Genomic DNA, 23,468 nt, shown 5'->3' with positions numbered 1-23,468 from the left:
CTCTATATTAGACTCAATTACAAAACGCTATACCATTGATATCTGTATACTTGTAATATTACAATATTGGAATTTAAAACACTACTATTTCATCTAATTCTGACAACATTTGTTCAAGAATATCTTCCATCATTTCTTGCTTCAAAGAATATAAACTTTCTGGACCTTCAAGAAATTCTTTAATAGTAATTTTCTGTCCTTTGAAATCTTTGACAAAATCCCGAATTTCAGTAACAAGACTAATTTGCATTTCTATGGTTTCTAACATTTGGTCAATAGGGTCAATGCCTTGTTTAGTGGCTTTGCGAGCATCAGAAACCATTGCCCCCTCAGAGGTGTTCTTTGCTAGGCGTAGTTCCCGTTTCAAATTTTCATATTGAGTTACTAAAATTTCATTTTGCTGTTCTAACGTCTTACATTTTCTAGTTAAATCATCTTCACTATTATTATCAATAGATTCACCCACTTGATGCTTTTGTTCAATCTCCAAAAGCCTTGCTAAATCACCTTCTTGATAGGCTTTATTGATTTCCTTCATAATTTCTGTGTGGTTCATCTGTGTTTCATTGTCCTTTACCTTATCAGGATGAAAGATTTCAGCTAACCTCAGAAATGTTTGACGAATCTTCCTGGATTCCTCTGTTCTAGTTGCAGATGAAAACTCCAATCCCTGTTGAGTTTCTCTGTATTCATGGTGGTGTGAATTTTTTCCTTGAGAACAATCATCATTTTCGTGTTGATCATTATCAAACATTTCATCTAGTTCGGAATCTGATTGCTCGCTCTCAAATTTTGGACTGATGATTCCCGCCATCTGGAGATTAAGGTAAACTGATTTTACCTTTTTCTCTGTTTGTTTACCAAATTTTCTAGTAGTCAAAATTTCTGCAAACAGTGTATGAATTTCTTTGTCTAGCTCTGACATTTTTGTGAAGCTAGGATTAGCTCGATGAAATATTTCTGTTGCTAAAGAACGCATCTGTTCAACAAAGTTCTTTAGTTCAGTCCGCTTCTTCTTAATCTTTTTAAGTAAATTTTGGTGTTCTTTTTCTAGACCCTCCAAGCGGATATGAAGCTGGGAGAGAGCCAATGGTGTTGTAATATTAGTATGCGATGTAGATGAGGTTTTGCGAGGCATAAAAGACGCAGAACAGTTTTAGGTGTCAAAAATTCTGACTTTTTGGGTCAATGCCCACGGAAGATACTCTCTTGATGATACATGATCGCCAGCAATAAATTACGGAAATACCACATATTTTCTATAGATTAATGATGGAACAATATAGTATGCTTGTTTAATTATGTTAATTTTTTAATCTAGTATTGCCAGGCAAAATTCAAAATTAATTTATTGTGCTGATTTGGAATGGGTAGTTTATTTTAATCATGTTGTACTAGCTTAATAGTATTGTCAAAATGATATTGTAATTTATTTTTATTTTTTAACTCTCTTGTGTAGGAAGTAGAGAATAAGCCTTTTCAAGTTTTATCGAATTTTTAAGAGTAGGCTATGACTTATAGCAGGCTAAATTCAACATAAATCAAATGGGAATTATAGGTGATTTTTTTACTCTACCAAAAGGTTGGTAATTCTACATCTCTACTTTTGGAAAGAGGAAATTTTATTGACTAGTCTTTTAGCATAAATAAAAGTTAGATTGATCGGAGTTTCATTATGACTTATAAACAAATAAGTGATTTACCCCAAGAAATTAGAGATCAATTACCAGAACACTGTCAGCAGATTTTCTGTGCGGCCTTCAATGCTGCTCAAAGTGATGGTTTGAGTGAAGAGGGTGCGCGAGATGTTGCTTGGAATAGTGTCAGAAATGAATATGAACAAGGCAAAGATGGTAAATGGCACAGAAAAGCTGAAGACTCAGCAATTCATCATAAAGCTATCACAACAGGTGGCAACTAGACCTAATTAGTAATTTATAATTCGTAATTCGTAATTAAAATGCGCATGGTTTGAGATTTCCAGCATTTGAAAAACACTAATTTTATCACCGAGTGCAGGGATAAACCTAAATATTACGAATTACGAGTTAGTTAGGATGCTAATTCAAAAAGATGAGGTTACTATTTATCTAATTAAGGACAGGGGTTCAATTTTTCTGGCAGCTATTGCATCGAATAGCGTTAGGGCAAAATATCCAGGTATACCAAATGCGTATTTTACACGTTGTTGGCATAGGATATCAAATATATACGGTGCTAGTTGGGGTCTCTTTTACCTTCCCTAAGACTATTTTCCCGGACGACTCATCAGTAGACAATCAGTTTTCTTTGCTCAAAAAAAAATAATATCCTTTTAGACTATTTATGGACAGTACCGTCAGGCATAATTTGTTATGTGCAAAGTAGCATTACATAAGTCTGCATCACAAAGATATGCACCACTAAGGTCTGATTCATTGAGGTTAGCTGTTGATAGTGTAGCTTCACGTAAATTCATCTGTCGCGCCACAGCGATCGCCATTCATCGTACATCGATACTCATACCCTAATAGTTAATTTTTATGGTTTCAAGTTTTATTTTGCCAAAAAGACACTAATTATTAAATTTCACATTAGTTTTATAATTTTAAGCTACCATCTCTAAAAAATAATCATTTTTTTGTCATAATTCTTCTTTTTAAAACCTCTGTCTGCCTAATCATTACATTGTATTTATATATAGTTTTTTATCATTTCTACACTATGATCAGCTTTTAGAGAAATAATAGAAATTGAAGGTAGAGTGTTGATAATTAAATTTCAAAATCCTCATATATATTGACTACTGGGTTGTAATTAGTGCTGAATATATCGTATCTGTAAAGAATTATTCTTCTGGATGGAGTACTTTGTTAACATTGAATTGATAGATAAACCATTGCTTAGTAAGGACTTTAGCCTAATTCTTCTAAACACTTTAGTGTTTACTACCAACTCTCAAAATGGTTGTTGCGTTGGTTTTCTGGTACGGCATTAAAATAGCACTTTTATAGAAAGTCTCAAAAATCTAATATCCATTCACAGCATGGTATACAGACTCCGATTAGATTGTATTTATTATTCGACTCCATAAAATGGACTGAAGAAACCTCAAAATTAACTTGACAAAGTAGTAGCGTGGGAGGTGAGTAAAATGATCATCACAGCCACTAAACCAAACTTGCAGGTAAAAAAGCCAATTAAGAAAAAACAGTTATTGAGACAATCAACAGATATCGGTAATCCTCAAGTTCCCCTACGTCAGATCGCAATTAAGCAAGAGCATGAGTTGCTTTGTGATTGGGAAAACGCATCTTAATTAGCACCTTACTTGAGTAACCTGTTAATCAAGGCAAGAGATACTTGAGAAATAGGAGAAATCATGAGAATCCCACTACAAATCACATTTCATAATATTCCTCCATCAGACGCTGTAGAAACGAAAATTCGCTCCTTAGTTGATAAACTAGAAAATTTTTATAACAGGATTACAAGCTGTAGAGTCGTAGTTGATGCCCCACATCGACATCACCGTAACGGCAAACTTTATCAGGTGCGAATTGACATCACCCTGCCAACGGGGGAAATAGTTGTAAAACGTGACCCACCTGAACGTCAGTCTCATGAGGATATTTACGTAGCCATTCGTGATGCTTTTGATGCAGCCAAACGCCAACTACAAGACCATATCAGTATGCTACGGCAGGAAACCAAAACTCACAAAGAGCAGCCTCATGGGAGGATTGCGACATTGTTCCGAGATGAGGGTTACGGTTTTATCGACACATCTGATGGTAGCGAAGTTTATTTTCACCGCAATAGTCTATTTAATGGTGATTTCGAGCAGTTGCAGGTGGGAGACGAAGTTCGTTTTGCGGAAGAAGAAGGTGACAAAGGACTCCAAGCTAGTACTGTCAGACTAATTGGTAAGCATCACCTGCAAGGTTGAGGGTGTTGATTTCAGGCACTTTCTTCATAGTCCCTTTTCTGTAAACAGGAGGCAAACAAATGAAATTACTCTCTATTGCGGAACTCGAAACACTAGCAAAACAACCTACAGGAGCTTGCGTATCAATTTTTCTACCAACTTTCCATGCGGGGTCAGACACACAACAGAATCCAATCCGCTTTAGGAATTTAATTCGGGAAGCTGAAGAACGCCTGATTGAACATGGTTGGCGTTCTGAAGATGCGAAAAACTTACTCGAACCAGTCAAAGAGCTAGATGGGTATGAATTTTGGCAACATCAGAGTGATGGTTTAGCGATTTTCCGCTCACAAGATTTGTTGCGATATTATTCTCTACCTTTAGATTTTACAGAATTAGCAATTGTTAGTAACCGTTTTTACCTTAAACCTCTATTACCACTCTTTCAGAGCGATGGACACTTCTATATTCTTGCTCTCAGCCGTAATCTGATTCGGCTATTAGAAGGCACACACCATCACATTGAAGAAATTGATCTGACTGGTGTGTTGCCAAGCTTGGAAGAAGTGCTGCGATTTGAGGAGCCAGAAAGACAAACCCCTTCTCATACAGGAACCCCAGGAGCAGTAGGTGGACGGCGCGCTGCTCCTAGTGGTGTCACGGTATTTCATGGTCATGGTGCTGGTGATGAGGATGAAAAGGAAAACCTCAGCCTGTATTTTCATCGGTTAAATGAGGCATTACAGGAGTTACTCAAAGAGGAACACGCTCCCTTGGTGTTGGCTGGGGTGGAATATCTTTTGCCGATTTACCAAGAAGCAAATACTTATGCTCATCTCATGGAAGCTGGTATAACAGGTAATCCAGAACTACTGACATCAGAGGAATTACACACTCAAGCCTGGGAAATAGTAGAGCCATTATTTTTACAAGCACAACAAGAGGCGATCGCTCAATACAGGAAATTAGTAGGAACTGGAAAAGCTTCCAGCCAAATTACGGAAACTATTCCGGCGGCTTGTCAGGGACGAGTTGACAAGTTAGTTGTGGCTCTCCATCAGCAACAGTGGGGTACTTTTGACTCGGATACCCAAACGGTTCTGGTACATCCCAATGCAGAACCCAACGACGAAGAGTTATTAGATTTCGCTGCAACCCAGACTATTTTGAATGGTGGCATGGTCTATGCCGTTGAGTCGGCAGATATGCCCGATGATACACCGATAGCTGCGGTATTTCGCTATTAATGGGAGCTTTGGTGCAGCGAGTGCTAATACCCCAGCTTGGAAAACTATCCTTAAGTATCTATCGCCCCGAATTTCTCGCTTGGCTTTATGTCCACTCATCACCCGTCCCGCATTGTGACAACTGGAACCAAAGGAGTTAGACAAAAAACTAGACTTTGAGTAGCATTTGAGCAGAAAGAATCATCATCCTATCTGCGAGACTTGTTAAGCCAAGAGTGAACACAGAAGGAAATAAATCATTACACTGAGAGTTAGTTGCCTTGCTGGGATAGAATATCCCATAAAATCCATGACTGAAAAAACTACGAGAATTGTGATCCTTGGTGGAGGCTTTGGTGGTCTCTATACAGCTTTACGTTTAAGCCAATTACCTTGGGAACCTCAGGAAAAACCCGAAATTGTTTTGGTTGACCAGAGCGATCGCTTCCTATTTTCCCCCTTATTGTACGAATTACTCACTGGAGAACTGCAAACTTGGGAAATTGCCCCTCCGTTTATTGAACTTCTCCAAGGCACAGGTGTACGTTTTTATCAAGCAGTTGTTTCTGGAATTGATATCGACCAGCAACGGGTACACCTGCAAGATGGCCCAGAAATCTCCTACGATCGGTTAGTTTTGACCTTGGGTGGCGAAACACCGCTAGATTTAGTCCCCGGTGCAACATCCTACGCCTATCCCTTCAGAACTATTGTTGATGCCTATCGTTTGGAAGAACGTCTGCGGATATTAGAAGAGTCAGACGTTGAGAAAATTCGCGTCGCCATTGTTGGTGCTGGTTATAGTGGTGTCGAGTTAGCTTGTAAGTTAACCGACAGACTAGGGGAAAGAGGACGCTTCCGCCTAGTGGAAATCAGCGACCAAATTTTACGCACCTCCCCAGATTTTAACCGCGAAGCAGCCAAGAAGGCTTTAGATGCAAGAGGTGTATTCATTGATTTAGAAACCAAAGTCGAATCAATAGGGCAAGATACCATCTCCCTAGAGTACAAAAATCAGCTAGATACAATTCCTGTGGATTTAGTAATTTGGACTGTGGGTACACGGGTGACAACCGTAGTCAGAAACCTACCTTTCAAACAAAACCAGCGTGGTCAAATTACGACTACACCCACTCTCCAAGTGCTTGACCATCCAGAAATCTTTGCCTTGGGAGATTTAGCCGACTGTCGTGACGCTGAAGGTCAACAAGTCCCTGCTACTGCACAAGCCGCCTTCCAACAAGCAGACTACGCCGCCTGGAATATCTGGGCTTCTGTAACTGTGCGTCCCCTTCTACCTTTCCATTACCAACAGTTAGGGGAAATGATGGCACTAGGTAAAGATAACGCCACCCTTACAGGTTTAGGAATTAAGTTAGATGGTTCTCTGGCTTATGTTGCCCGTCGTCTTGCCTACTTATATCGGCTGCCAACCTTAGATCATCAGATCAAAGTTGGTGTTAACTGGCTTGTACGTCCTATTATAGAAACAATTTACTCAGCAGTAGATGCTGTCAGTGAAAAAGAGGTGAAAGGTCAGGGGAGTAAGGAGTAGTCAGATGGCGGAGAAATTTTCACTAATGACTCAAGACTCATAACTAGTGACCAATGACCAATGACCAACGTTTATAAGTTGCAAACAGTTTAATGGAAAGGCCCAAAGTTATTTTCGTAGATGCTGTGGGGACACTCTTCGGCGTTAAAGGCAGTGTCGGTAAGGTTTATAGTCAGATAGCTCAGGAATTTGGTGTTGAAGTTGCACCTGAAGTTTTGGATAAAGCATTTATTCAAAGCTTTAAAGCATCTCCACCACCAATATTTCCCGATGCTGACATCGAAGACATACCACAACGTGAGTTTGAGTGGTGGCGCAAGATTGCCCTCAATACTTTTGAAAGTGCAGGTGTTGTGCAGCAATTTGCTGATTTTTCTAGTTTTTTCGGTGAACTATATATTCATTTTGGTACTGCTGAACCGTGGATTATATATCCTGATGTTGTGCAATCTTTAAATAACTGGCAACATATAGGCATTGAACTAGGTGTTTTATCTAATTTCGATTCACGGCTACATTCTGTTTTACAAGGTTTAGGTTTGAGTCATTACTTTTCTTCCGTGACTATTTCTACTCAAGTAGGTGCAGCAAAACCTGATCCCAAAATTTTTGCTATTGCTTTAGAAAAGCACAATTGTTCTCCTGAAGAAGCATGGCACATTGGTGATAGTCTTGAAGAAGATTATCAAGGAGCCAAAGCAGCCGGGTTAAGAGGTGTTTGGATTAATCGGGAGAAAAATTAGTAGGAAACAGGTGACAGGTGACAGAGTTGAAAGCCTTTGAATGTAAATTTTTTATTATTGCTTGATGTCCTCATCTATTTGGTGACTGCTATAAAAATACAATTTACAAGTCATGCAATAAATACTGTAAAAATAGAACCTTGGGGATGATTATCTGCAACAGCAATAGTGCCTTTATGTGCCTCGATCGCCATTTTGCAAAATGCCAATCCTAGACCAAGTTGGGAAACTTCTGACACTAGATTGCCAATTTCATATTTCTCAAAAATCCTGTGCCTTAATTCTGGAGCAATTCCCGCACCTGAATCACTAACTTGCACTTTCGCACCTGTTTCTAAATACTCTGCTTTCAGAATTACCTGTGTATTTGAGGGCGAAAACTTAATCGCATTGGAGAGCAAATTATCCAGTACTCGACGAAAAATCGCTGCATCTAGTTTGATCATGCCACCTGGTTCAGGTAATTCACTGATGAGGGTGAGGTTCTTTTGGGCAGCAATTTCCTGAATATCTGCTACAGCTGATATACAAATAGCACAAAGGTCTATTTCTGTGTAGTTGAGAGCCATTTTACCGGATTCTAACTTAGCCATGATCAGCAAACTATCAATTAAAGTTTGTAGTTGTTGAGTGGCGATCGCTATTTGATTAATTTTAAATTGTTGTTTGTCTGGTGGCAAACCACAAGATTTCAGCATTTCCGCCGATAGCACAATACTGGCTAGAGGATTTCGCAGGTCATGGACAATCATATTCACCATGTCTTCCTGCAATTTTAGTAAGGCTTGCCAGTTATCGTACTGTTGCTTAATCCGCAACATGGAATGAACCCTAGCTCTCAACTCTACGCTGTTGACTGGCTTACTAATAAAGTCATCTGCTCCTGCTGCCATACACTGAGCTAGGTCTTCTTTAGCCGTTAATGCCGTCACCATAATAATTGGCACTACCTGCCATTGTGGATCAGCTTTGATGCGCCGACAGACTTCCATCCCATCTAAATTGGGCATCATCACATCTAGCAAAATCACATCTGGCTGAAAACTGTTGAGGCGGTCGATCGCTTGTTGACCACTAGGAGCATAATGTAGCTGGTAGTTTTCACCATCCAGTAATGTTTCAACAACATCGAAGTTATCTGGTTCATCATCAATCACCAAAATGGATGGTTGAGTGTCCATTGAAAATTTCCCCTACCTGCTTAAAAGTTTTTGTATTGTTAATACCAATTGTTTAAGTTTTATAGGCTTGGTCAAATATTCGTTGGCTCCGGCTGCTAGACAAGTTGCGCGATCGCTAGGCATGGCTAGGGCTGTTAAGGCGATTATCGGCACATCCACAAATTGCTGGTCATTACGGATACAGCGTATAGCGTCTAATCCGTTCATTCCCGGCATCTGAATGTCCATGATAATTAAGTTTGGGCATTTTGCTCTGGCAAAGTCAAGGGCCTGTTGTCCATTTTCTGCCAAAATGAGATGATATCCCCGACTTTCTAGATAGCCAGAGATAGTATCAATATTGGCTTGGTTATCTTCTGCGAGCAAAATCACAGGTGCTGTCAAGGCTGGTTGTGCAACAACAGAGACAGCAGAAGGGTCAGCAAGGTCAGGATATTGCAGTTTTTCTATAATTGCTTGAAACTGAGGACGGGTAATCGGTTTCACCATATAAGCAAATGCTCCTTGAGCCATTCCCTTGATTTGCTCATCCACCACTGAGGTGATAATAACGGGAATTTCTTGAGTTTTAGGGTTTAACTTCAGTTGATTGAGGACGTTCCAACCTGATAAGTTTGGCAGTTGCAAATCCAGGATAATGAGAGCGGGGCAAAGGCGCAAGACTTCTTCTAATGCTCCTTCGCCTTGTGGATAGACAATAAATTGCATTCCCATTTCGCTCAGGTAGCGAGTCATCTGATCCGCCGCAGGAATAGAATCTTCAATAATCAAAACTTGGGCATTCTCCGCAGGTAAACGATAGCTAGGCGGTGCAACCATTACCTGCTGCTTGAGAGAGTTATCTCCACTCTGGTAGGGAATGCGGAGAGTAAAACTACTACCTTTGCTGACCTGACTGCTAACTAACACTGTTCCTCTATGCAGAGAAGCAATCCGTTTTACCAATGCTAGACCTAAACCTGTACCAGTGTAACTGCGGTTAAGACTGCTATCAAGTTGGGTAAAAGGCTGAAATAACTTGCTCATGTCTTCTGTGGCGATGCCAATACCAGTATCAATGACACAGAAGCAGATGTAAATATTCGGGAGTGGGGAAAAATTAGGAATTGGGGATGGGGAGAAAGGGGGAGAGTCTTTGAATAAGTTCTCCTCGCTGTCCCCTGCTACGCCAATTGCTCCACTTGGGGAAACTCCTTCGCGTAGCGTCCCGCAGTGCCTCCCCTGCTCCTGCGCCCCTACATCTTCTATTTCCTCCAGCCAAACCTTGAGCTTGACCATTCCGCCTTCTGGGGTGAATTTGACAGCATTGCTGAGGAGGTTGATGAGTACTTGACGCAGACGGCGATCGTCTACCTGAATGGTGTCAATATCTGAACTGATATGAGTACTCAGGCGGATATTTTTTTTCAACGCCATCTGTTTAATAAAAGTAAGACTAGCATCACAGAGACTCCTGACCGAAACATCACTGATTTGCAGTTCTAGTTTGCCTGATTCGATTTTGGATAAGTCAAGGATGTCATTGATCAGCTCTAGGAGATGTTTGCCACTGCGCTCGATGGTGGCGATCGCTTTTGCTTGCTTTTGATTAATGGAACCAAATACACCTTCTAGGAAGCCTTCAGACATACCCAGAATAGCATTGAGAGGGGTTCGCAGTTCATGGCTCATATTTGCCAGAAATTCATCTTTGAGCCTAGTGGCGCGGGCAAGTTCGGCATTGGCATTAGCCAATTGCTCATTTGTCCGCCACAGTTGTTCTTCTGCTTGTTTGCGTTCATTGATGTCAGTCACCCGTACTAGATTCAGGGTACGACCAGCTATAGTAATTGGCTTGGCGGCAATGTTTCCCCAAAATAATTTGCCTTTACGAGTCACATATTCCAGTTCTTGACTCCAAAAGCCTTTTGTTTGCATTTGGTCAACGATGCTAAGTATTTCATCGGTATTGAAAGGACGGTGCTGGAGTGTTCTTCCTTCAATACCGAGTAATTCATCTTTGTTAGCCGCCTCAAATAGTTCCACCGCCCGCCGATTACAATCTAGGGTGAGTAATGATACAGGATGAACTAAAAATAGAGCATCGGCAGATTCGTTAAAAATTGCCTCCCGTAAATCCCGATTGCGGATGAGTTCTTGTTCAGCTTGTTTGCGATCGCGCAGGGCGGCTTGCTGTTCACTAATATCGGTCAGTGTGCCGACATAGCCAATAATGTTACCTTTTGGGTCAATTTCAGGTAATATCTGCACGTAGAACCAGATAATGCTGCCATCTGTATGCAAAAATCTGCCTTCATTGCGATACATTTTTCTTTGCGTCATTGCTTCAGTCCATTGCCCGAAAACGCGATCGCGGTCTTCTGGATGTATGCAATCTACGCACCCTTCGTCTAATGCAAACTGTATTGGTTTACCTGTCATCTTACTCCAGCGATCGTTGACGTAAATACAGTTACCGACGGCATCAAGTCGAAAAATACCCACTGGAGAAGCTTCTGCTAATGTTGCATAGCGATGTTCGCTCTCCCGTAATGCTTCTTCAGTTTGTTTGTGCTTAGTAATATCTGTTTCCGAACCACTCATTCGGATCACATTACCTAGCTCATCCCACAAAGCTTGACCCCGGTCTAATACCCAAAAGTAAGAGCCATCTTTGTGCTGTACTCGATATTCTTCTTGAAAGAATGGTGACTTGTGGGCAAAATAATCAGCAACTGCTGTCATAATGCGATCGCGGTCATCAGGGTGAATTTGGTTTGTCCATTCTTCTAGACTGTAGCTAATTTCATTTTCGGCAAAGCCCCGCATTTGTTTCCAGCGAGGCGAGAAAAAAATCTGATTAGTTTGAATATTCCAGTCCCAAATGCCGTCATTGCTGCTATTTACTGCTAAATGCCAACGTTCCTCACTATCGCGCAATTTAGCCTTTGTTTGGTCTAACTGCTGCCTTAGAGACATCTTTTCAATGGCATCGTGAATTACGTGTTGCAGGATTTCAGGTGTGAGATTATTTTTGACTAGATAATCTTGAGCGCCGCCTTTCATAGCACGGATGGCAAGATTTTCATTGCCTTGTTCTATCAATAAAATGACTGCACATTGGTTATTACTGATGTGCGATGGCGTTCCACCCGCCGTAGGTGATTGTAACGTCTCCAAAAGAACTAGACTATTCTGATCCGGTAAGCAAAAATCCAATAAAATGACATCTGGTGTTGCCTGTTGACACCAAGTTAGGGCTGCTTGTGCCGTCGTAAATTCTACAATTTTATAAGCATATAGGCTGTCTTGTTGTAAATAGCGAGTCAATATAGCCCGATCTTCGGCACAATTATCAATCAGCAAGATAGTATAAGGCGAGCAATGATTCATAAATCAAAACTGCAAGACAAAAGTCATTCAGAACCATTGTAGAGATGCAACAGTGTTACGTCTCTATTTTTGCGGAGATGTCTGCTTAATTTATTATTTTTTTGATAGTTAAAAATACAAAATGAGTGAATAAATATGCCTTTGACTGCATTTATCCACTCAAAATTTAACTATGGCAATTACGCAAACAACCACTGAGGCTATTTTTATGGTAAATATTTAATCCTAATTAACGTGATTCAGTACCTTGATTGGGGCTACCTGCAACATCATCTTCGCCTGGTGATTCTGGTTTAGCACTATCTTTAGCATCAGATTCAATAGCAGCACCAGTTTTGCGGATATCTTCATTGAGGGGAGTTTGGTAGCCGCCAGAAGCTGTAGCTGTAGCATCTTGATTATTAGGTTTTTGTTTCTTTTTTTCAGACATAATTAATACTCCTTTGTTTATTCTTGTGCATCATTCTAATAAAATATAACTAACAATTTTATCTATCTAGAAACTAGTTATCGCTAACTTATGTCTCTATCAAAAGTATTGTTTAATATTACTTATGTATACTTGCCTAAACGCTAAAAATAACAATTTAGTAGTAAAATCTCATTCATGAAACTAAGCAATTTTTCATTACCATCTGGATGTACAATCCGCAAGGCGACCTATGAGGATATTTGGTCAGTTCGATGGTTGGTATTCTCGTCTGTACTTGACCCCACTCAACTGATGTGGCAACAGTTCTGGGTCATTCAATGCCAAGGGAATGTAGTAGCTTGCGGACAGCTACGCAACTTTTCACAAGCGCAAGAACTTGGTAGCTTGGTAGTTGCTCCAGCTTGGAGAGGTCGCGGGTTAGCTAGTTTTTTGACACATCATCTCATCGTTACAGCAACACAACCGCTTTATCTCGAATGCCTTGGTGAAAGACTAGCAGAGTTTTACAAAGGTTTTGGCTTTGTGCCAATTGTCTTTGAGGACTTGCCGAAATCACTCCAGCGTAAGTTCCAAATTTCTCAATTAGCTAAAAAGCTGCTGAAATTTCCTGTAGTATTTATGCGATATCAAGTGGAATCATAATATAGCTATGGGAGCGATCGCACTAAATTTGCGTCAACCTGTAGGTGTTTTTCCGCCAAGCTCAAATTTTGTGACTGAATCGCTTATCCTCTCTGGCTTTGAACCCTCTTATACCAAAATCGGGGTTGACGCAATTATTCAAATTCTTACCAGTAGAGCTTTTTGGCTTTTGTTCATCATATTAATCTTGACAATCCATTGCCTGAAAAGCTATCTTAGCTCCAGGTTGACACAACTGAACCTTGAAAACCGAATAAATCAATGCTTCTAGCACGGAGCTGTTGCAACATAATAAAATCCCTATTAGGGATTGAAACCTCATGTAAAAAGTCAAGCATTTTTTGGGATTATTCGTGAAAGTTGCAACATAATAAAATCCCTATTAGGGATTGAAACTTTTCAAACTCTATTAAACGATTAGAAGAAGTTGGTTGCAACATAATAAAATCCCTATTAGGGATTGAAACATACAATTCTACTGCTTTAGACATGATAAAAACGTTGCAACATAATAAAATCCCTATTAGGGATTGAAACTTGATAATATTCGGCTACCTGTTTAGTTTGTTCGTTGCAACATAATAAAATCCCTATTAGGGATTGAAACCTCGCGGGTCTAAAATACTCAGGTTTTATAACATCGCGTTGCAACATAATAAAATCCCTATTAGGGATTGAAACTATATAAGTTTCTAAAACTGTAGAAACACAAGTTGGTTGCAACATAATAAAATCCCTATTAGGGATTGAAACTTCTTAAACTTGCTTCGGTTTTACCAGCGATGTAAGTTGCAACATAATAAAATCCCTATTAGGGATTGAAACATAGGACGTAAAGGCAATTTCAAAGCCATCGACACCGGTTGCAACATAATAAAATCCCTATTAGGGATTGAAACTTAAGCTCAAGGATAGATGGAGTAGAGAGAGGTCTTAGTTGCAACATAATAAAATCCCTATTAGGGATTGAAACACGGCAAGCATGGAGGGGATAATGACTGAATTTAGTTGCAACATAATAAAATCCCTATTAGGGATTGAAACTAGAAAACTCTCACCCAAACCTGTTGTTAGACTGGTTGCAACATAATAAAATCCCTATTAGGGATTGAAACATAAAAAACCTGTGCTTTATTACCTGCTGAGGGATGCGCGTTGCAACATAATAAAATCCCTATTAGGGATTGAAACTGACCTGGCGATGAGTAAAAGCGATCGCCCCCAACCGCGTTGCAACATAATAAAATCCCTATTAGGGATTGAAACTTTATTAAAGCAATTGGTAAAGGTGTGGTGACAAGGTTGCAACATAATAAAATCCCTATTAGGGATTGAAACAAGATAGTAAGCCAGTCGGTCATGACCCTCACCCCAGTTGCAACATAATAAAATCCCTATTAGGGATTGAAACACAGAAGATAAAAGTATTTTTGGATGATGATTTGGTTGCAACATAATAAAATCCCTATTAGGGATTGAAACGATTTCTTTGGCGATTTTTACGTTTTTCCGGTAAAGTTGCAACATAATAAAATCCCTATTAGGGATTGAAACTTCAAAAGAGTTTTTGAAAACACGATTACCAAGTTGCAACATAATAAAATCCCTATTAGGGATTGAAACTAGGTACGCTCAGTTATTCCTTAATGGACGGCAGGTTGCAACATAATAAAATCCCTATTAGGGATTGAAACCACCTTCAGTTTTTGACTTCACTAAAAGCCGCAAGGTTGCAACATAATAAAATCCCTATTAGGGATTGAAACAGCGATCGGGGGCGTGATTGTGGTCGAGAGAGGTTGCAACATAATAAAATCCCTATTAGGGATTGAAACCGAGGATCGACAGTGATCATGAACATCAATACGCCTGTTGCAACATAATAAAATCCCTATTAGGGATTGAAACATTCAGCGTTTGGTAAATCTGCTGATTACCAACCAGTGAGAACGATCGCTAATCGAATAATAGTGTCTGTGATCTCTATACAGTGGGTGGTGGAAACGATATACCTACTCAAATTCTGGGCATACTAAACCTTGAATATCCCACACACTCAATCTGTAAAATGAGGTCGGTTTCCATGAATCCAACCGTAGATACAACCGTTTTGCTGCCTGGATATCACCTGATTGAGCAGCTTTATGAAGGCGCTAAAACGCTTGTTTACCGTGGGATAAAGCTAGTAGAGACTAAGGAAAACACACACCACGAGCAGCAGTCTGTGGTGATTAAGCTACTACGAGGGGACTATCCCAGTTTCAGTGAACTGTTGCAGTTTCGCAATCAATATACGATCGCTAAAAATTTAAATATTCCGGGTATTGTCCGCCCCTCTTCCCTAGAAAACTATGGTAACAGCTATGCTTTGGTGATGGAAGATTTTGGTGGTGTATCACTGCGAGTATATAGTCAAACCAACCCTTTGACTCTGACAGAGGTATTGGCGATCGCTATCCAACTAACAAAAGTCTTACACGATTTGTATCAACATCGTGTCATCCACAAAGATATCAAACCTGCAAACGTGCTGATTCATCCTGAAACAAAAGAAATTAAGCTGATTGATTTCAGTATCGCCTCACTACTACCGAAGGAAACGGAAGAAGTTAAACATCCCAATGTCTTGGAAGGGACACTCGCCTATCTTGCACCGGAGCAAACCGGACGGATGAACCGAGGGATAGATTATCGTACCGATTTTTATGCTTTGGGTGTGACATTGTTTGAACTGTTAACAAGACAGTTACCATTCCTATCAGATGATCCTTTGGAGTTGGTACACTGTCATATTGCCAAGCCTGCACCTTCGGTGTGTGCATTCCAGCCAGAACTACCCCCTGTAATTGGGCAGATTGTGGCAAAACTGATGGCGAAGAATGCTGAGGATCGTTACCAAAGTGCTTTGGGTTTGCAGTATGATTTAGAGACTTGCTGGCATCAACTCCAGACTACGGGGAAGATTGAGGAATTTGAGATTGGCAAGAGGGATGTGTGCGATCGCTTCATCATTCCAGAAAAACTTTACGGTAGGGAAGGAGAAGTTTCTACACTCTTGAAAGCGTTTGATCGCGTCAGCAATGGGACATCAGAATTGATGCTGGTGGCTGGTTTCTCTGGTATTGGCAAAACGGCTGTAGTTCATGAAGTCCACAAGCCAATCGTCGAAAAACGAGGCTACTTTATCAAAGGTAAGTTTGACCAATTTAATCGCAGCACTCCCTTATCTGCCTTTGTACAGGCATTTCGGGATTTGATGGGGCAATTATTGAGTGAGAGCGATACTCAATTACAAACTTGGAAAACCCAACTATTACAAGCTGTGGGCGAGAACGGACAAGTGCTGATTGATGTGATTCCCGAATTAGAACACATTATTGGGTCACAACCACCAGTCCTAGAGTTATCGGGAAATGCAGCACAAAATCGGTTTAACCTGCTATTCCAAAAGTTTATTCAAGTCTTCACCAAACTAGAGCATCCTTTGGTGATGTTCTTGGATGATTTACAGTGGGCTGATTCAGCTTCGCTCAACTTGATGCAAGGATTGATAGCAGAGTCGAAACCGGGCTATTTGCTATTGATTGGAGCGTATCGGGACAATGAAGTATTTGCTTCTCATCCGTTGATATTGATGCTGAATGCAGTGGAGAAAAAAGGAGCAACGATAAATACAATTACTTTGGAACCATTGAGTCAAACCAGTCTGAATCAATTGATTGGCGATACGCTCAATTGTACCGAAGTATTGGCACAACCATTGACGAAATTGGTATATCAGAAAACCCAAGGTAATCCCTTTTTTGCGACACAATTTCTCAAGGCGCTGCATCAAGATGGACTGATTCATTTTGACTTGCAAGCCGGATATTGGCAGTGTGATATAGTGCAGGTGCAGGAAGCGGCGCTCACGGATGATGTGGTGGAGTTTATGGCGTTGCAGTTGCAAAAATTGCCGCCAACTACTCAGGAAATTTTGAAATTAGCGGCTTGTATTGGCAATCAATTTGATTTAAATACACTGGCGATTGTTTCAGAAACATCGGAGACGGAAACGGCTACGTTCTTGTGGAAGGCGTTGCAGGAAGGTTTGATTCTGCCAATGAGTGAAACCTACAAGTTTTTTCAATCAAATGAATCGACTGGAGTAGAAAAGCACCATATTATAGTGGGTTATAAGTTTTTACATGATCGCGTCCAACAAGCAGCTTATTCTCTGATTCCTCAAGATAGTAAGAAAGTAACTCACCTGAGAATTGGTCAGTTACTTTTAAATTCTACGCCTGAAGCCGAATTAGAAAATCGCATTTTTGATATTGTTAATCAGTTAAATATTGGTATTGATTTCTTTACCGAAAAAAAACAACGAGAACAGCTTGTTCGGTTGAATTTAATGGCGGGAAGAAAAGCAAAGTTAGCTACAGCTTATGCAGTTGCGGTTGAGTATTTAAATACAGGGATAAAACTCCTTGAAGCTGATAGTTGGCAAACTCAATATGAACTCACTCTGAGTTTATATAATTTTGTGGCAGAATCCGAGTATTTAAATACGAATTTTACAACTTCAGAACTCTTAGTTAGACAAATCCTTTTACAAGCCAAAAATACTTTAGATAAAATCAAAGCTTACGAGATTCAAATTCAATCTTATACAGCCCAAAATAAACTCATCGAAGCGATCGCTACAGGTAGAGAAATTTTAGGTTTACTTGGTGTAGATTTGCCAGAAGATGGCGATATGCAGACCATTATAGCCGAACACGGTCGGGTGAAATCGCTGCTAGAGGAAACTTTGATTGCAGACTTAGTGCATTTACCAGAACTGAGGGATTTACATCAAGGTGCAGCTTTACGGATTTTATCTGGTTTGTTTGCGCCTATCTATCTTGCCAAACCCATGTTGTTACCGTTGAAGATATTCAAGATGGTGGATATTTGTATCCAATCTGGTAACTCTCCCCAATCAGCGATCGCCTACAGTCTTTACGGCTTATTTTTGTGTGCAACTGAGGAAATTGAAGACGGCTATCAATTTGGTCAGATAGCTATGACAATTTTACAAAAGTTCCATGCCCAAGAACTCAAAAGTAAAGTTTATCTGACTTTCAGCTTATTTATCAAACATTGGAAAGATGCGATCGCCTCAATTTTAGATATCTTTTTACAAGGTTTACAAAGTGGTTTAGAAACTGGTGATTTAGAGTATGTTGGTTATTGTGCCAATTGTTATGCTCAATTTCTATTTTGGACTGGAGAAAACCTAGAAATTGCTGAATCTGAAGCCGATAAGTATTGTCAATTACTGCAAGAAATCAAGCAAGATGTATCTTTGGTATGGGGAAATACCTGGCGGCAAACTGTCGGAAATTTGCGAGGCAAAGCTAGTAATCCTAAGTTATTAATTGGGGATTATTTTGACGAAAGAGAAATTTTACCCGCTTTAATCGCCAGTCGTAATACAAATGGGATTTGTTATGTTTATCTGGCTAAATCACTCTTGGCTTATCTATTTGCAGCAGAAGCAGAAGCGATTGAATATGCCAGTCGATTTGAAGAATATGAACAGGGTGCGGCTGGCTTATTGATTGTGCCATTGAAGAATTTTTATCAATCTTTGAGTATGCTGTCTTTATATCCAAAATTGGACAGTAATCAACAATCTACTTACTTAGAGAAGATTACAGCAAATCAACAAAAAATGAGAAAGTGGGCAGATCATGCTCCTTTAAATTATCAACATAAATTCTATTTGGTGGAAGCCGAAAGACATCGAGTTTTAGAGGACAAAACAACCGCCATAGAACTATACGACCAAGCGATCGCCCTGGCTCAAGCCAACGGCTACATCCAAGAAGAAGCGATCGCTAACGAACTAGCTGCCAAATTCTACCTCAACTGGGGTAAAGAAAAAGTCGCCGCAGGCTATATGCAGGAAGCTTATTATTGCTATGCGCGTTGGGGTAGCCTAGCCAAAACGGATGATCTCGAAACCCGTTATCCACAACTGCTGTCTCCCATCCTACAACAAGCTACTCATTCTCTGAGCGTTTTAGAAACCTTCGCCAGTATCACTGCTCCTGTTCATAGCTCTACCCGTAACCAAACTTCCACCAGCAGCATCAACAACACCCTTGATTTTGTAGCATTGCTGCAAGTATCTCAAGCAATTTCTAGCACCATTCAATTGGATGAGTTACTGCAAACCCTCACTCAGACGATGTTGGAAAATTCTGGTGCAGATCACTGCGCTTTGATAATGTCTCACGGGGGTGAATGGCAAGTACGAGTGATAGCCGACTTAGAGCAAACTACTTTACAATCGACTCCACTGGAAAACAATCCGCGTGTTCCCGTAAAGCTAATTCAGTACGTCAAAAATACCTTAGAAACGGTAATTATCCATGACCTAAAAACCGATCTACCAGGTGTGATTGGTAGCTATCTCTATGATTATCAGCCCAAAAGCTTGCTATGTATGCCATTACTCAATCAAGGTAATTTAGTCGGCATTTTATACCTGGAAAATCGGGCGACTAATGGCGTGTTTACGAGCGATCGCTGTCTCGTTCTCAACTTCCTTTCTAGCCAAGCCACCATCGCTCTAGAAAATGCTCGTCTCTATAGCCAAGTACAGACGACCTTAGAGGAGCTTCAGCAAGCCCAGGTGCAAATCGTCCAAAATGAAAAAATGTCAGCCCTGGGCAACCTCGTGGCGGGTGTGGCTCACGAAATCAATAATCCCCTCAGCTGTATTGTGGGTAATGTTAGTGCTGCCCAAGATTATATTCACGATCTGTTGGGGGTGATTGACCTCTACCGTGAGGAATTTCCACAATCCAGCGCGAGAATTGAAGATGAACTAGAGATAATTGACCTGGACTATCTGCGAGATGATTTGCCCAAACTCATCAGAGCTATGAAAGACGGGGGCGATCGCATCACAGCCATCAGTACGAGTCTGCGGACTTTCTCCCGCGCCGACAGCGACCAAAGACAACCATTTAACATCCACGATGGCATCGATAGTACTCTGCTGATTCTACGTCATCGTCTAAAAGCTAACGAACATCGCCCGGCGATTGAAGTGATCACCGACTACGGTAATCTTCCCGATGTAAATTGCTTTCCTGGTCAACTAAATCAGGTATTTATGAATATTTTGGCAAATGCAATCGATGCGTTGGATGAATCAAGTCAGGGAATTAGTCTGGCGGAGATGGAAGCTAACCCCAATCGCATTACGATTTGCACAAGAGTTGTTGGTGAACAGGTAAAGATTGCCATCAGTGATAACGGTACAGGAATGCCAGAAGAAGTCAAAGTACGCATCTTTGATCACCTGTTTACGACCAAAGAAGTAGGTAGAGGTACAGGACTAGGATTAGCGATCGCTAGAGAAATTGTAGTAGAAAAACATAGGGGAACCATCGTGGTAAATTCTACACCAGGATTGGGAACTGAGTTTGTCATCACATTGGCGATCGTTTAGAGTTGAAAAAGGCAGAAGGTTCTTTTCATCTGTAGGATTCTAACCCCTTCTGAAAACAGACTTTTTACGGGAAGTCCTGAAACCCCCGTGAAGACAGGGGTAGGGGATAAAGTGTAGGATGTAGGGAAAAAGAAGAAAGCCTTACTACACCCCACACCCTGCTTTTTTTTGAAGGTTAAGTTGTTATTAAAACGCAGATTTTTTGCTGAATTGTAACGAATAAAGACTACACTAAAAAGTCTTGTGCAGCAAAACTTGTCACTATAAATGATGTAATCATGTCTAAGGTTCTTGTCTCCGATCCTATTGACCAGGCTGGCATTGACATTCTCTCGCAAGTCGCTACTGTTGATGTCAATACAGGTCTAAAACCAGCAGAATTAATAGAAATTATTCCTCAGTATGACGCGTTAATGATTCGTTCTGGTACACGCGTCACTCAAGAAATTATTGAAGCAGGTACACAGCTGAAAATCATCGGTCGTGCCGGTGTGGGTGTGGATAATGTGGATGTTCCGGCTGCTACTCGCAGAGGAATTGTTGTTGTCAACTCTCCTGAAGGGAATACCATCGCCGCCGCCGAACACGCCTTAGCAATGATGTTGTCATTGTCTCGTCACATCCCCGATGCTAACGCTTCCGTCAAACGCGGTGAGTGGGATCGCAAAACTTTCGTAGGTGCGGAAGTTTACAAAAAAACCTTAGGGGTGGTTGGCTTGGGTAAAATTGGTTCCCATGTCGCCGCAGTTGCCAAAGCAATGGGAATGAAATTGTTGGCTTACGATCCCTTTATTTCTACAGAGCGAGCAGAACAAATTGGTTGTCAGTTGGTAGATTTAGATTTGCTCATGCAGCAATCCGACTATATTACCCTGCATATTCCCAAAACACCGGAAACCACCCACATAATCAACGCCACAACTCTGGCAAAAATGAAGCCCACCGCCCGGATTATCAACTGCGCCCGTGGTGGGATCATTGATGAAGTAGCCTTAGCCGCAGCCATTAAAGAAGGGAAAATTGCAGGTGCGGCGCTGGATGTGTTCGAGTCAGAACCACTGGGTGAATCAGAATTGCGAGCGATCGGTAAAGATATTATCCTCACCCCCCACTTAGGCGCATCCACCACAGAAGCCCAGGTGAATGTAGCGATCGATGTAGCCGAACAAATCCGCGATGTGCTTTTGGGTTTACCCGCACGTTCCGCCGTCAACATCCCTGGACTCGGCCCCGATGTGTTGGAAGAACTCAAGCCCTATATGGAACTAGCTGAAACCTTGGGTAAATTGGTAGGACAGCTAGCAGGTGGACGAGTAGAACTACTCACCGTCCGCTTACAAGGGGAACTCGCCACTAATAAGAGTCAACCTCTAGTAATTGCTTCCCTCAAAGGACTACTTTACCAAGCCCTGCGGGAACGGGTAAATTACGTCAACGCCAATATAGAAGCCAAGGAACGGGGCATTCGTGTCATCGAAACCCGTGACGCTTCAGCTCGTGACTATGCCGGTTCTCTACGCCTAGAAGCTACAGGAACTTTAGGTACTCATTCCGTCACGGGCGCATTACTGGGCGATAAGGAAATTCACCTCACTGACGTTGACGGCTTCCCGATTAACGTTCCTCCCAGCAAATATATGCTGTTTACCTTGCACCGCGATATGCCAGGAATTATTGGCAAACTCGGTTCCCTATTAGGCAGCTTTAATGTCAATATTGCCAGTATGCAGGTAGGACGCAAAATCGTCCGTGGTGATGCGGTCATGGCTCTCAGCATAGATGATCCCTTACCAGATGGTATTTTGGCAGAAATTACCAAAGTCCCAGGAATTCGAGACGCATACACAGTAACTTTATAAGGGCAAAAGTAAAAAGGTAAAAGTAAAAAGAATAGATTTTCTTTTGCCTTTTTACTAATTACTTTTTTATGGCAAATACTTGGTGGGAACTACAGGTTTCATGTGAATCAGCGCTAGAAGACTCTGTTTCTTGGCGCTTGGAAGATTTTGGTTGTCGTGGTACCGCCAGCGAAAGTAAAGGTGAATCTTGCTTAGTTAAAGGTTACTTACCGATATTTCAAGCACAGTTATTAGATTTGGCGGCCCTGGGTCTGTGGCTGCAACAAGATGCACTGTGTATGGGGTTATCTACTCCTAGTTTGACTTGGCAATTAATTGATGAGGAAGACTGGGCAAGTAGCTGGAAACAGTATTGGCATCCCCAGGAAATAGGCGATCGCTTCCTCATTAATCCCGCCTGGCTACCCTTACCAGAAAACTCAGACAGGTTAGTAATTCGCCTTGATCCCGGTGTAGCTTTCGGCACAGGCAACCATGCCACCACCCAGCTATGTCTAGAATCTCTAGAAATGCGCTTGAGTGAAGTTCCCAAATCTTTTGTTAACAAAGGTGATCAACAAGAACCCGTTATAATTGCGGATATCGGTTGCGGTTCTGGTATCCTTTCTATTGGAGCCGTCCTGTTAGGTGCAGCAAAAGCCTATGCAGTAGATACTGATCCTTTAGCAGTGCAGTCAACCTTTAGCAATCGCGCACTCAACGACGTAAACCCAGAACGTCTAGTACCTGCTGAAGGTAGTGTAGATATTTTAAAAAAACTAATTGAACGTCCAGTAGATGGTATTGTGTGCAATATTTTGGCTGATGTAATTATTCAATTAGTGCCAGAAATCAGCGAAATATCTAAACCTAGTACTTGGGCAATTTTTAGCGGAATTTTAGTTGAACAATCCACATCTGTTGCTGAAGCTTTAGAAAAACATGGTTGGGTAGTCGCTACTATGTGGAAACGCAAAGAATGGTGTTGCTTAAATGTCAGACGTTCTTAAATTATCCAGTTTTGTGAGTAAATTTGCTTGAAAACCAACCTTTTTGCATAACTATAGCAGTAGTTAGATAGA

15 protein-coding genes and 1 CRISPR repeat array are annotated in these 23,468 nt (G+C 41.0%); of the genes, 10 read left to right on the top strand and 5 right to left on the bottom strand.

Going from position 1 to position 23,468, the window contains the following annotated elements:
• Positions 1 to 73: 73 nt before the first annotated feature.
• Complete coding sequence (locus H6G18_RS03635; RefSeq protein ID WP_190405723.1) at positions 74 to 1,138, bottom strand: J domain-containing protein; 1,065 nt, start codon at positions 1,136 to 1,138, stop codon at positions 74 to 76.
• A 537-nt stretch (positions 1,139 to 1,675) separates the two neighbouring features.
• On the opposite strand from H6G18_RS03635, the gene H6G18_RS03630 reads away from it, so the two are divergent.
• Complete coding sequence (locus H6G18_RS03630; RefSeq protein ID WP_190405722.1) at positions 1,676 to 1,921, top strand: ChaB family protein; 246 nt, start codon at positions 1,676 to 1,678, stop codon at positions 1,919 to 1,921.
• A 417-nt stretch (positions 1,922 to 2,338) separates the two neighbouring features.
• Here the strand turns inward: H6G18_RS03630 and H6G18_RS03625 are convergent, their stop codons facing one another.
• A complete protein-coding gene (locus H6G18_RS03625; protein WP_242040180.1) occupies positions 2,339 to 2,458 on the bottom strand; it encodes a pentapeptide repeat-containing protein in 120 nt (39 codons plus the stop codon).
• 675 nt (positions 2,459 to 3,133) lie between these two features.
• Here H6G18_RS03625 and H6G18_RS03620 point away from each other — a divergent pair.
• The 5 genes from H6G18_RS03620 to H6G18_RS03595 all read left to right on the top strand — a co-directional run bounded on the left by H6G18_RS03620 (position 3,134) and on the right by H6G18_RS03595 (position 7,431).
• Positions 3,134 to 3,298, top strand: coding sequence for a hypothetical protein (locus tag H6G18_RS03620; RefSeq protein WP_190405720.1), 165 nt, complete (start codon positions 3,134 to 3,136; stop codon positions 3,296 to 3,298).
• Between the two features lie 63 nt (positions 3,299 to 3,361).
• Complete coding sequence (locus H6G18_RS03615) at positions 3,362 to 3,928, top strand: HPF/RaiA family ribosome-associated protein (protein ID WP_190405719.1); 567 nt, start codon at positions 3,362 to 3,364, stop codon at positions 3,926 to 3,928.
• A gap of 59 nt (positions 3,929 to 3,987) precedes the next feature.
• On the top strand, positions 3,988 to 5,154 hold the full coding sequence (locus tag H6G18_RS03610) for a baeRF7 domain-containing protein (RefSeq protein ID WP_190405718.1): 1,167 nt from the start codon (positions 3,988 to 3,990) through the stop codon (positions 5,152 to 5,154).
• A gap of 289 nt (positions 5,155 to 5,443) precedes the next feature.
• Complete coding sequence (locus tag H6G18_RS03600; RefSeq protein ID WP_190405717.1) at positions 5,444 to 6,688, top strand: NAD(P)/FAD-dependent oxidoreductase; 1,245 nt, start codon at positions 5,444 to 5,446, stop codon at positions 6,686 to 6,688.
• 92 nt (positions 6,689 to 6,780) lie between these two features.
• A complete protein-coding gene (locus H6G18_RS03595) occupies positions 6,781 to 7,431 on the top strand; it encodes an HAD-IA family hydrolase (protein ID WP_190405716.1) in 651 nt (216 codons plus the stop codon).
• A 110-nt stretch (positions 7,432 to 7,541) separates the two neighbouring features.
• On the opposite strand, the gene H6G18_RS03590 is transcribed toward H6G18_RS03595, so the two are convergent.
• The 3 genes from H6G18_RS03590 to H6G18_RS03580 all read right to left on the bottom strand — a co-directional run bounded on the left by H6G18_RS03590 (position 7,542) and on the right by H6G18_RS03580 (position 12,414).
• A complete protein-coding gene (locus H6G18_RS03590; RefSeq protein ID WP_190405715.1) occupies positions 7,542 to 8,612 on the bottom strand; it encodes a hybrid sensor histidine kinase/response regulator in 1,071 nt (356 codons plus the stop codon).
• Between the two features lie 12 nt (positions 8,613 to 8,624).
• A complete protein-coding gene (locus H6G18_RS03585) occupies positions 8,625 to 11,984 on the bottom strand; it encodes a response regulator (protein ID WP_190405714.1) in 3,360 nt (1,119 codons plus the stop codon).
• A 229-nt stretch (positions 11,985 to 12,213) separates the two neighbouring features.
• Positions 12,214 to 12,414, bottom strand: coding sequence for a hypothetical protein (locus tag H6G18_RS03580; protein WP_190405713.1), 201 nt, complete (start codon positions 12,412 to 12,414; stop codon positions 12,214 to 12,216).
• A gap of 177 nt (positions 12,415 to 12,591) precedes the next feature.
• Between H6G18_RS03580 and H6G18_RS03575 the strand changes: the two genes are divergently transcribed.
• From H6G18_RS03575 to prmA, 4 genes are all read left to right on the top strand, one after another.
• Positions 12,592 to 13,059 (top strand): GNAT family N-acetyltransferase, encoded by a 468-nt coding sequence (locus H6G18_RS03575; protein WP_190405712.1) that lies wholly within the window; start codon positions 12,592 to 12,594, stop codon positions 13,057 to 13,059.
• A 280-nt stretch (positions 13,060 to 13,339) separates the two neighbouring features.
• Positions 13,340 to 14,967: a CRISPR direct-repeat array (repeat unit 37 nt; unit sequence GTTGCAACATAATAAAATCCCTATTAGGGATTGAAAC).
• A gap of 175 nt (positions 14,968 to 15,142) precedes the next feature.
• A complete protein-coding gene (locus tag H6G18_RS03570) occupies positions 15,143 to 20,548 on the top strand; it encodes a trifunctional serine/threonine-protein kinase/ATP-binding protein/sensor histidine kinase (protein ID WP_190405711.1) in 5,406 nt (1,801 codons plus the stop codon).
• Positions 20,549 to 20,826: 278 nt separating this feature from the next.
• The gene (gene serA / locus H6G18_RS03565) at positions 20,827 to 22,407 is read left to right on the top strand and encodes a phosphoglycerate dehydrogenase (protein ID WP_190405710.1); all 1,581 of its coding nucleotides are present in this window, start codon (positions 20,827 to 20,829) and stop codon (positions 22,405 to 22,407) included.
• 68 nt (positions 22,408 to 22,475) lie between these two features.
• Positions 22,476 to 23,396 (top strand): 50S ribosomal protein L11 methyltransferase, encoded by a 921-nt coding sequence (gene prmA / locus H6G18_RS03560; protein WP_190405709.1) that lies wholly within the window; start codon positions 22,476 to 22,478, stop codon positions 23,394 to 23,396.
• Positions 23,397 to 23,468: the final 72 nt, after the last annotated feature.

This window comes from Anabaena subtropica FACHB-260, from assembly GCF_014697105.1.
Lineage (GTDB): Bacteria > Cyanobacteriota > Cyanobacteriia > Cyanobacteriales > Nostocaceae > Trichormus > Trichormus subtropicus.
This window is presented reverse-complemented; position numbering and strand designations above follow the sequence as displayed.

Bases quoted from the DNA above. Each gene is read 5' to 3' on its own strand.
- H6G18_RS03635 (WP_190405723.1), bottom strand. From the start codon at position 1,138: ATGCCTCGCAAAACCTCATCTACATCGCATACTAATATTACAACACCA.
- H6G18_RS03630 (WP_190405722.1), top strand. From the start codon at position 1,676: ATGACTTATAAACAAATAAGTGATTTACCCCAAGAAATTAGAGATCAA.
- H6G18_RS03625 (WP_242040180.1), bottom strand. From the start codon at position 2,458: ATGAATTTACGTGAAGCTACACTATCAACAGCTAACCTCAATGAATCA.
- H6G18_RS03620 (WP_190405720.1), top strand. From the start codon at position 3,134: ATGATCATCACAGCCACTAAACCAAACTTGCAGGTAAAAAAGCCAATT.
- H6G18_RS03615 (WP_190405719.1), top strand. From the start codon at position 3,362: ATGAGAATCCCACTACAAATCACATTTCATAATATTCCTCCATCAGAC.
- H6G18_RS03610 (WP_190405718.1), top strand. From the start codon at position 3,988: ATGAAATTACTCTCTATTGCGGAACTCGAAACACTAGCAAAACAACCT.
- H6G18_RS03600 (WP_190405717.1), top strand. From the start codon at position 5,444: ATGACTGAAAAAACTACGAGAATTGTGATCCTTGGTGGAGGCTTTGGT.
- H6G18_RS03595 (WP_190405716.1), top strand. From the start codon at position 6,781: ATGGAAAGGCCCAAAGTTATTTTCGTAGATGCTGTGGGGACACTCTTC.
- H6G18_RS03590 (WP_190405715.1), bottom strand. From the start codon at position 8,612: ATGGACACTCAACCATCCATTTTGGTGATTGATGATGAACCAGATAAC.
- H6G18_RS03585 (WP_190405714.1), bottom strand. From the start codon at position 11,984: ATGAATCATTGCTCGCCTTATACTATCTTGCTGATTGATAATTGTGCC.
- H6G18_RS03580 (WP_190405713.1), bottom strand. From the start codon at position 12,414: ATGTCTGAAAAAAAGAAACAAAAACCTAATAATCAAGATGCTACAGCT.
- H6G18_RS03575 (WP_190405712.1), top strand. From the start codon at position 12,592: ATGAAACTAAGCAATTTTTCATTACCATCTGGATGTACAATCCGCAAG.
- H6G18_RS03570 (WP_190405711.1), top strand. From the start codon at position 15,143: ATGAATCCAACCGTAGATACAACCGTTTTGCTGCCTGGATATCACCTG.
- serA (WP_190405710.1), top strand. From the start codon at position 20,827: ATGTCTAAGGTTCTTGTCTCCGATCCTATTGACCAGGCTGGCATTGAC.
- prmA (WP_190405709.1), top strand. From the start codon at position 22,476: ATGGCAAATACTTGGTGGGAACTACAGGTTTCATGTGAATCAGCGCTA.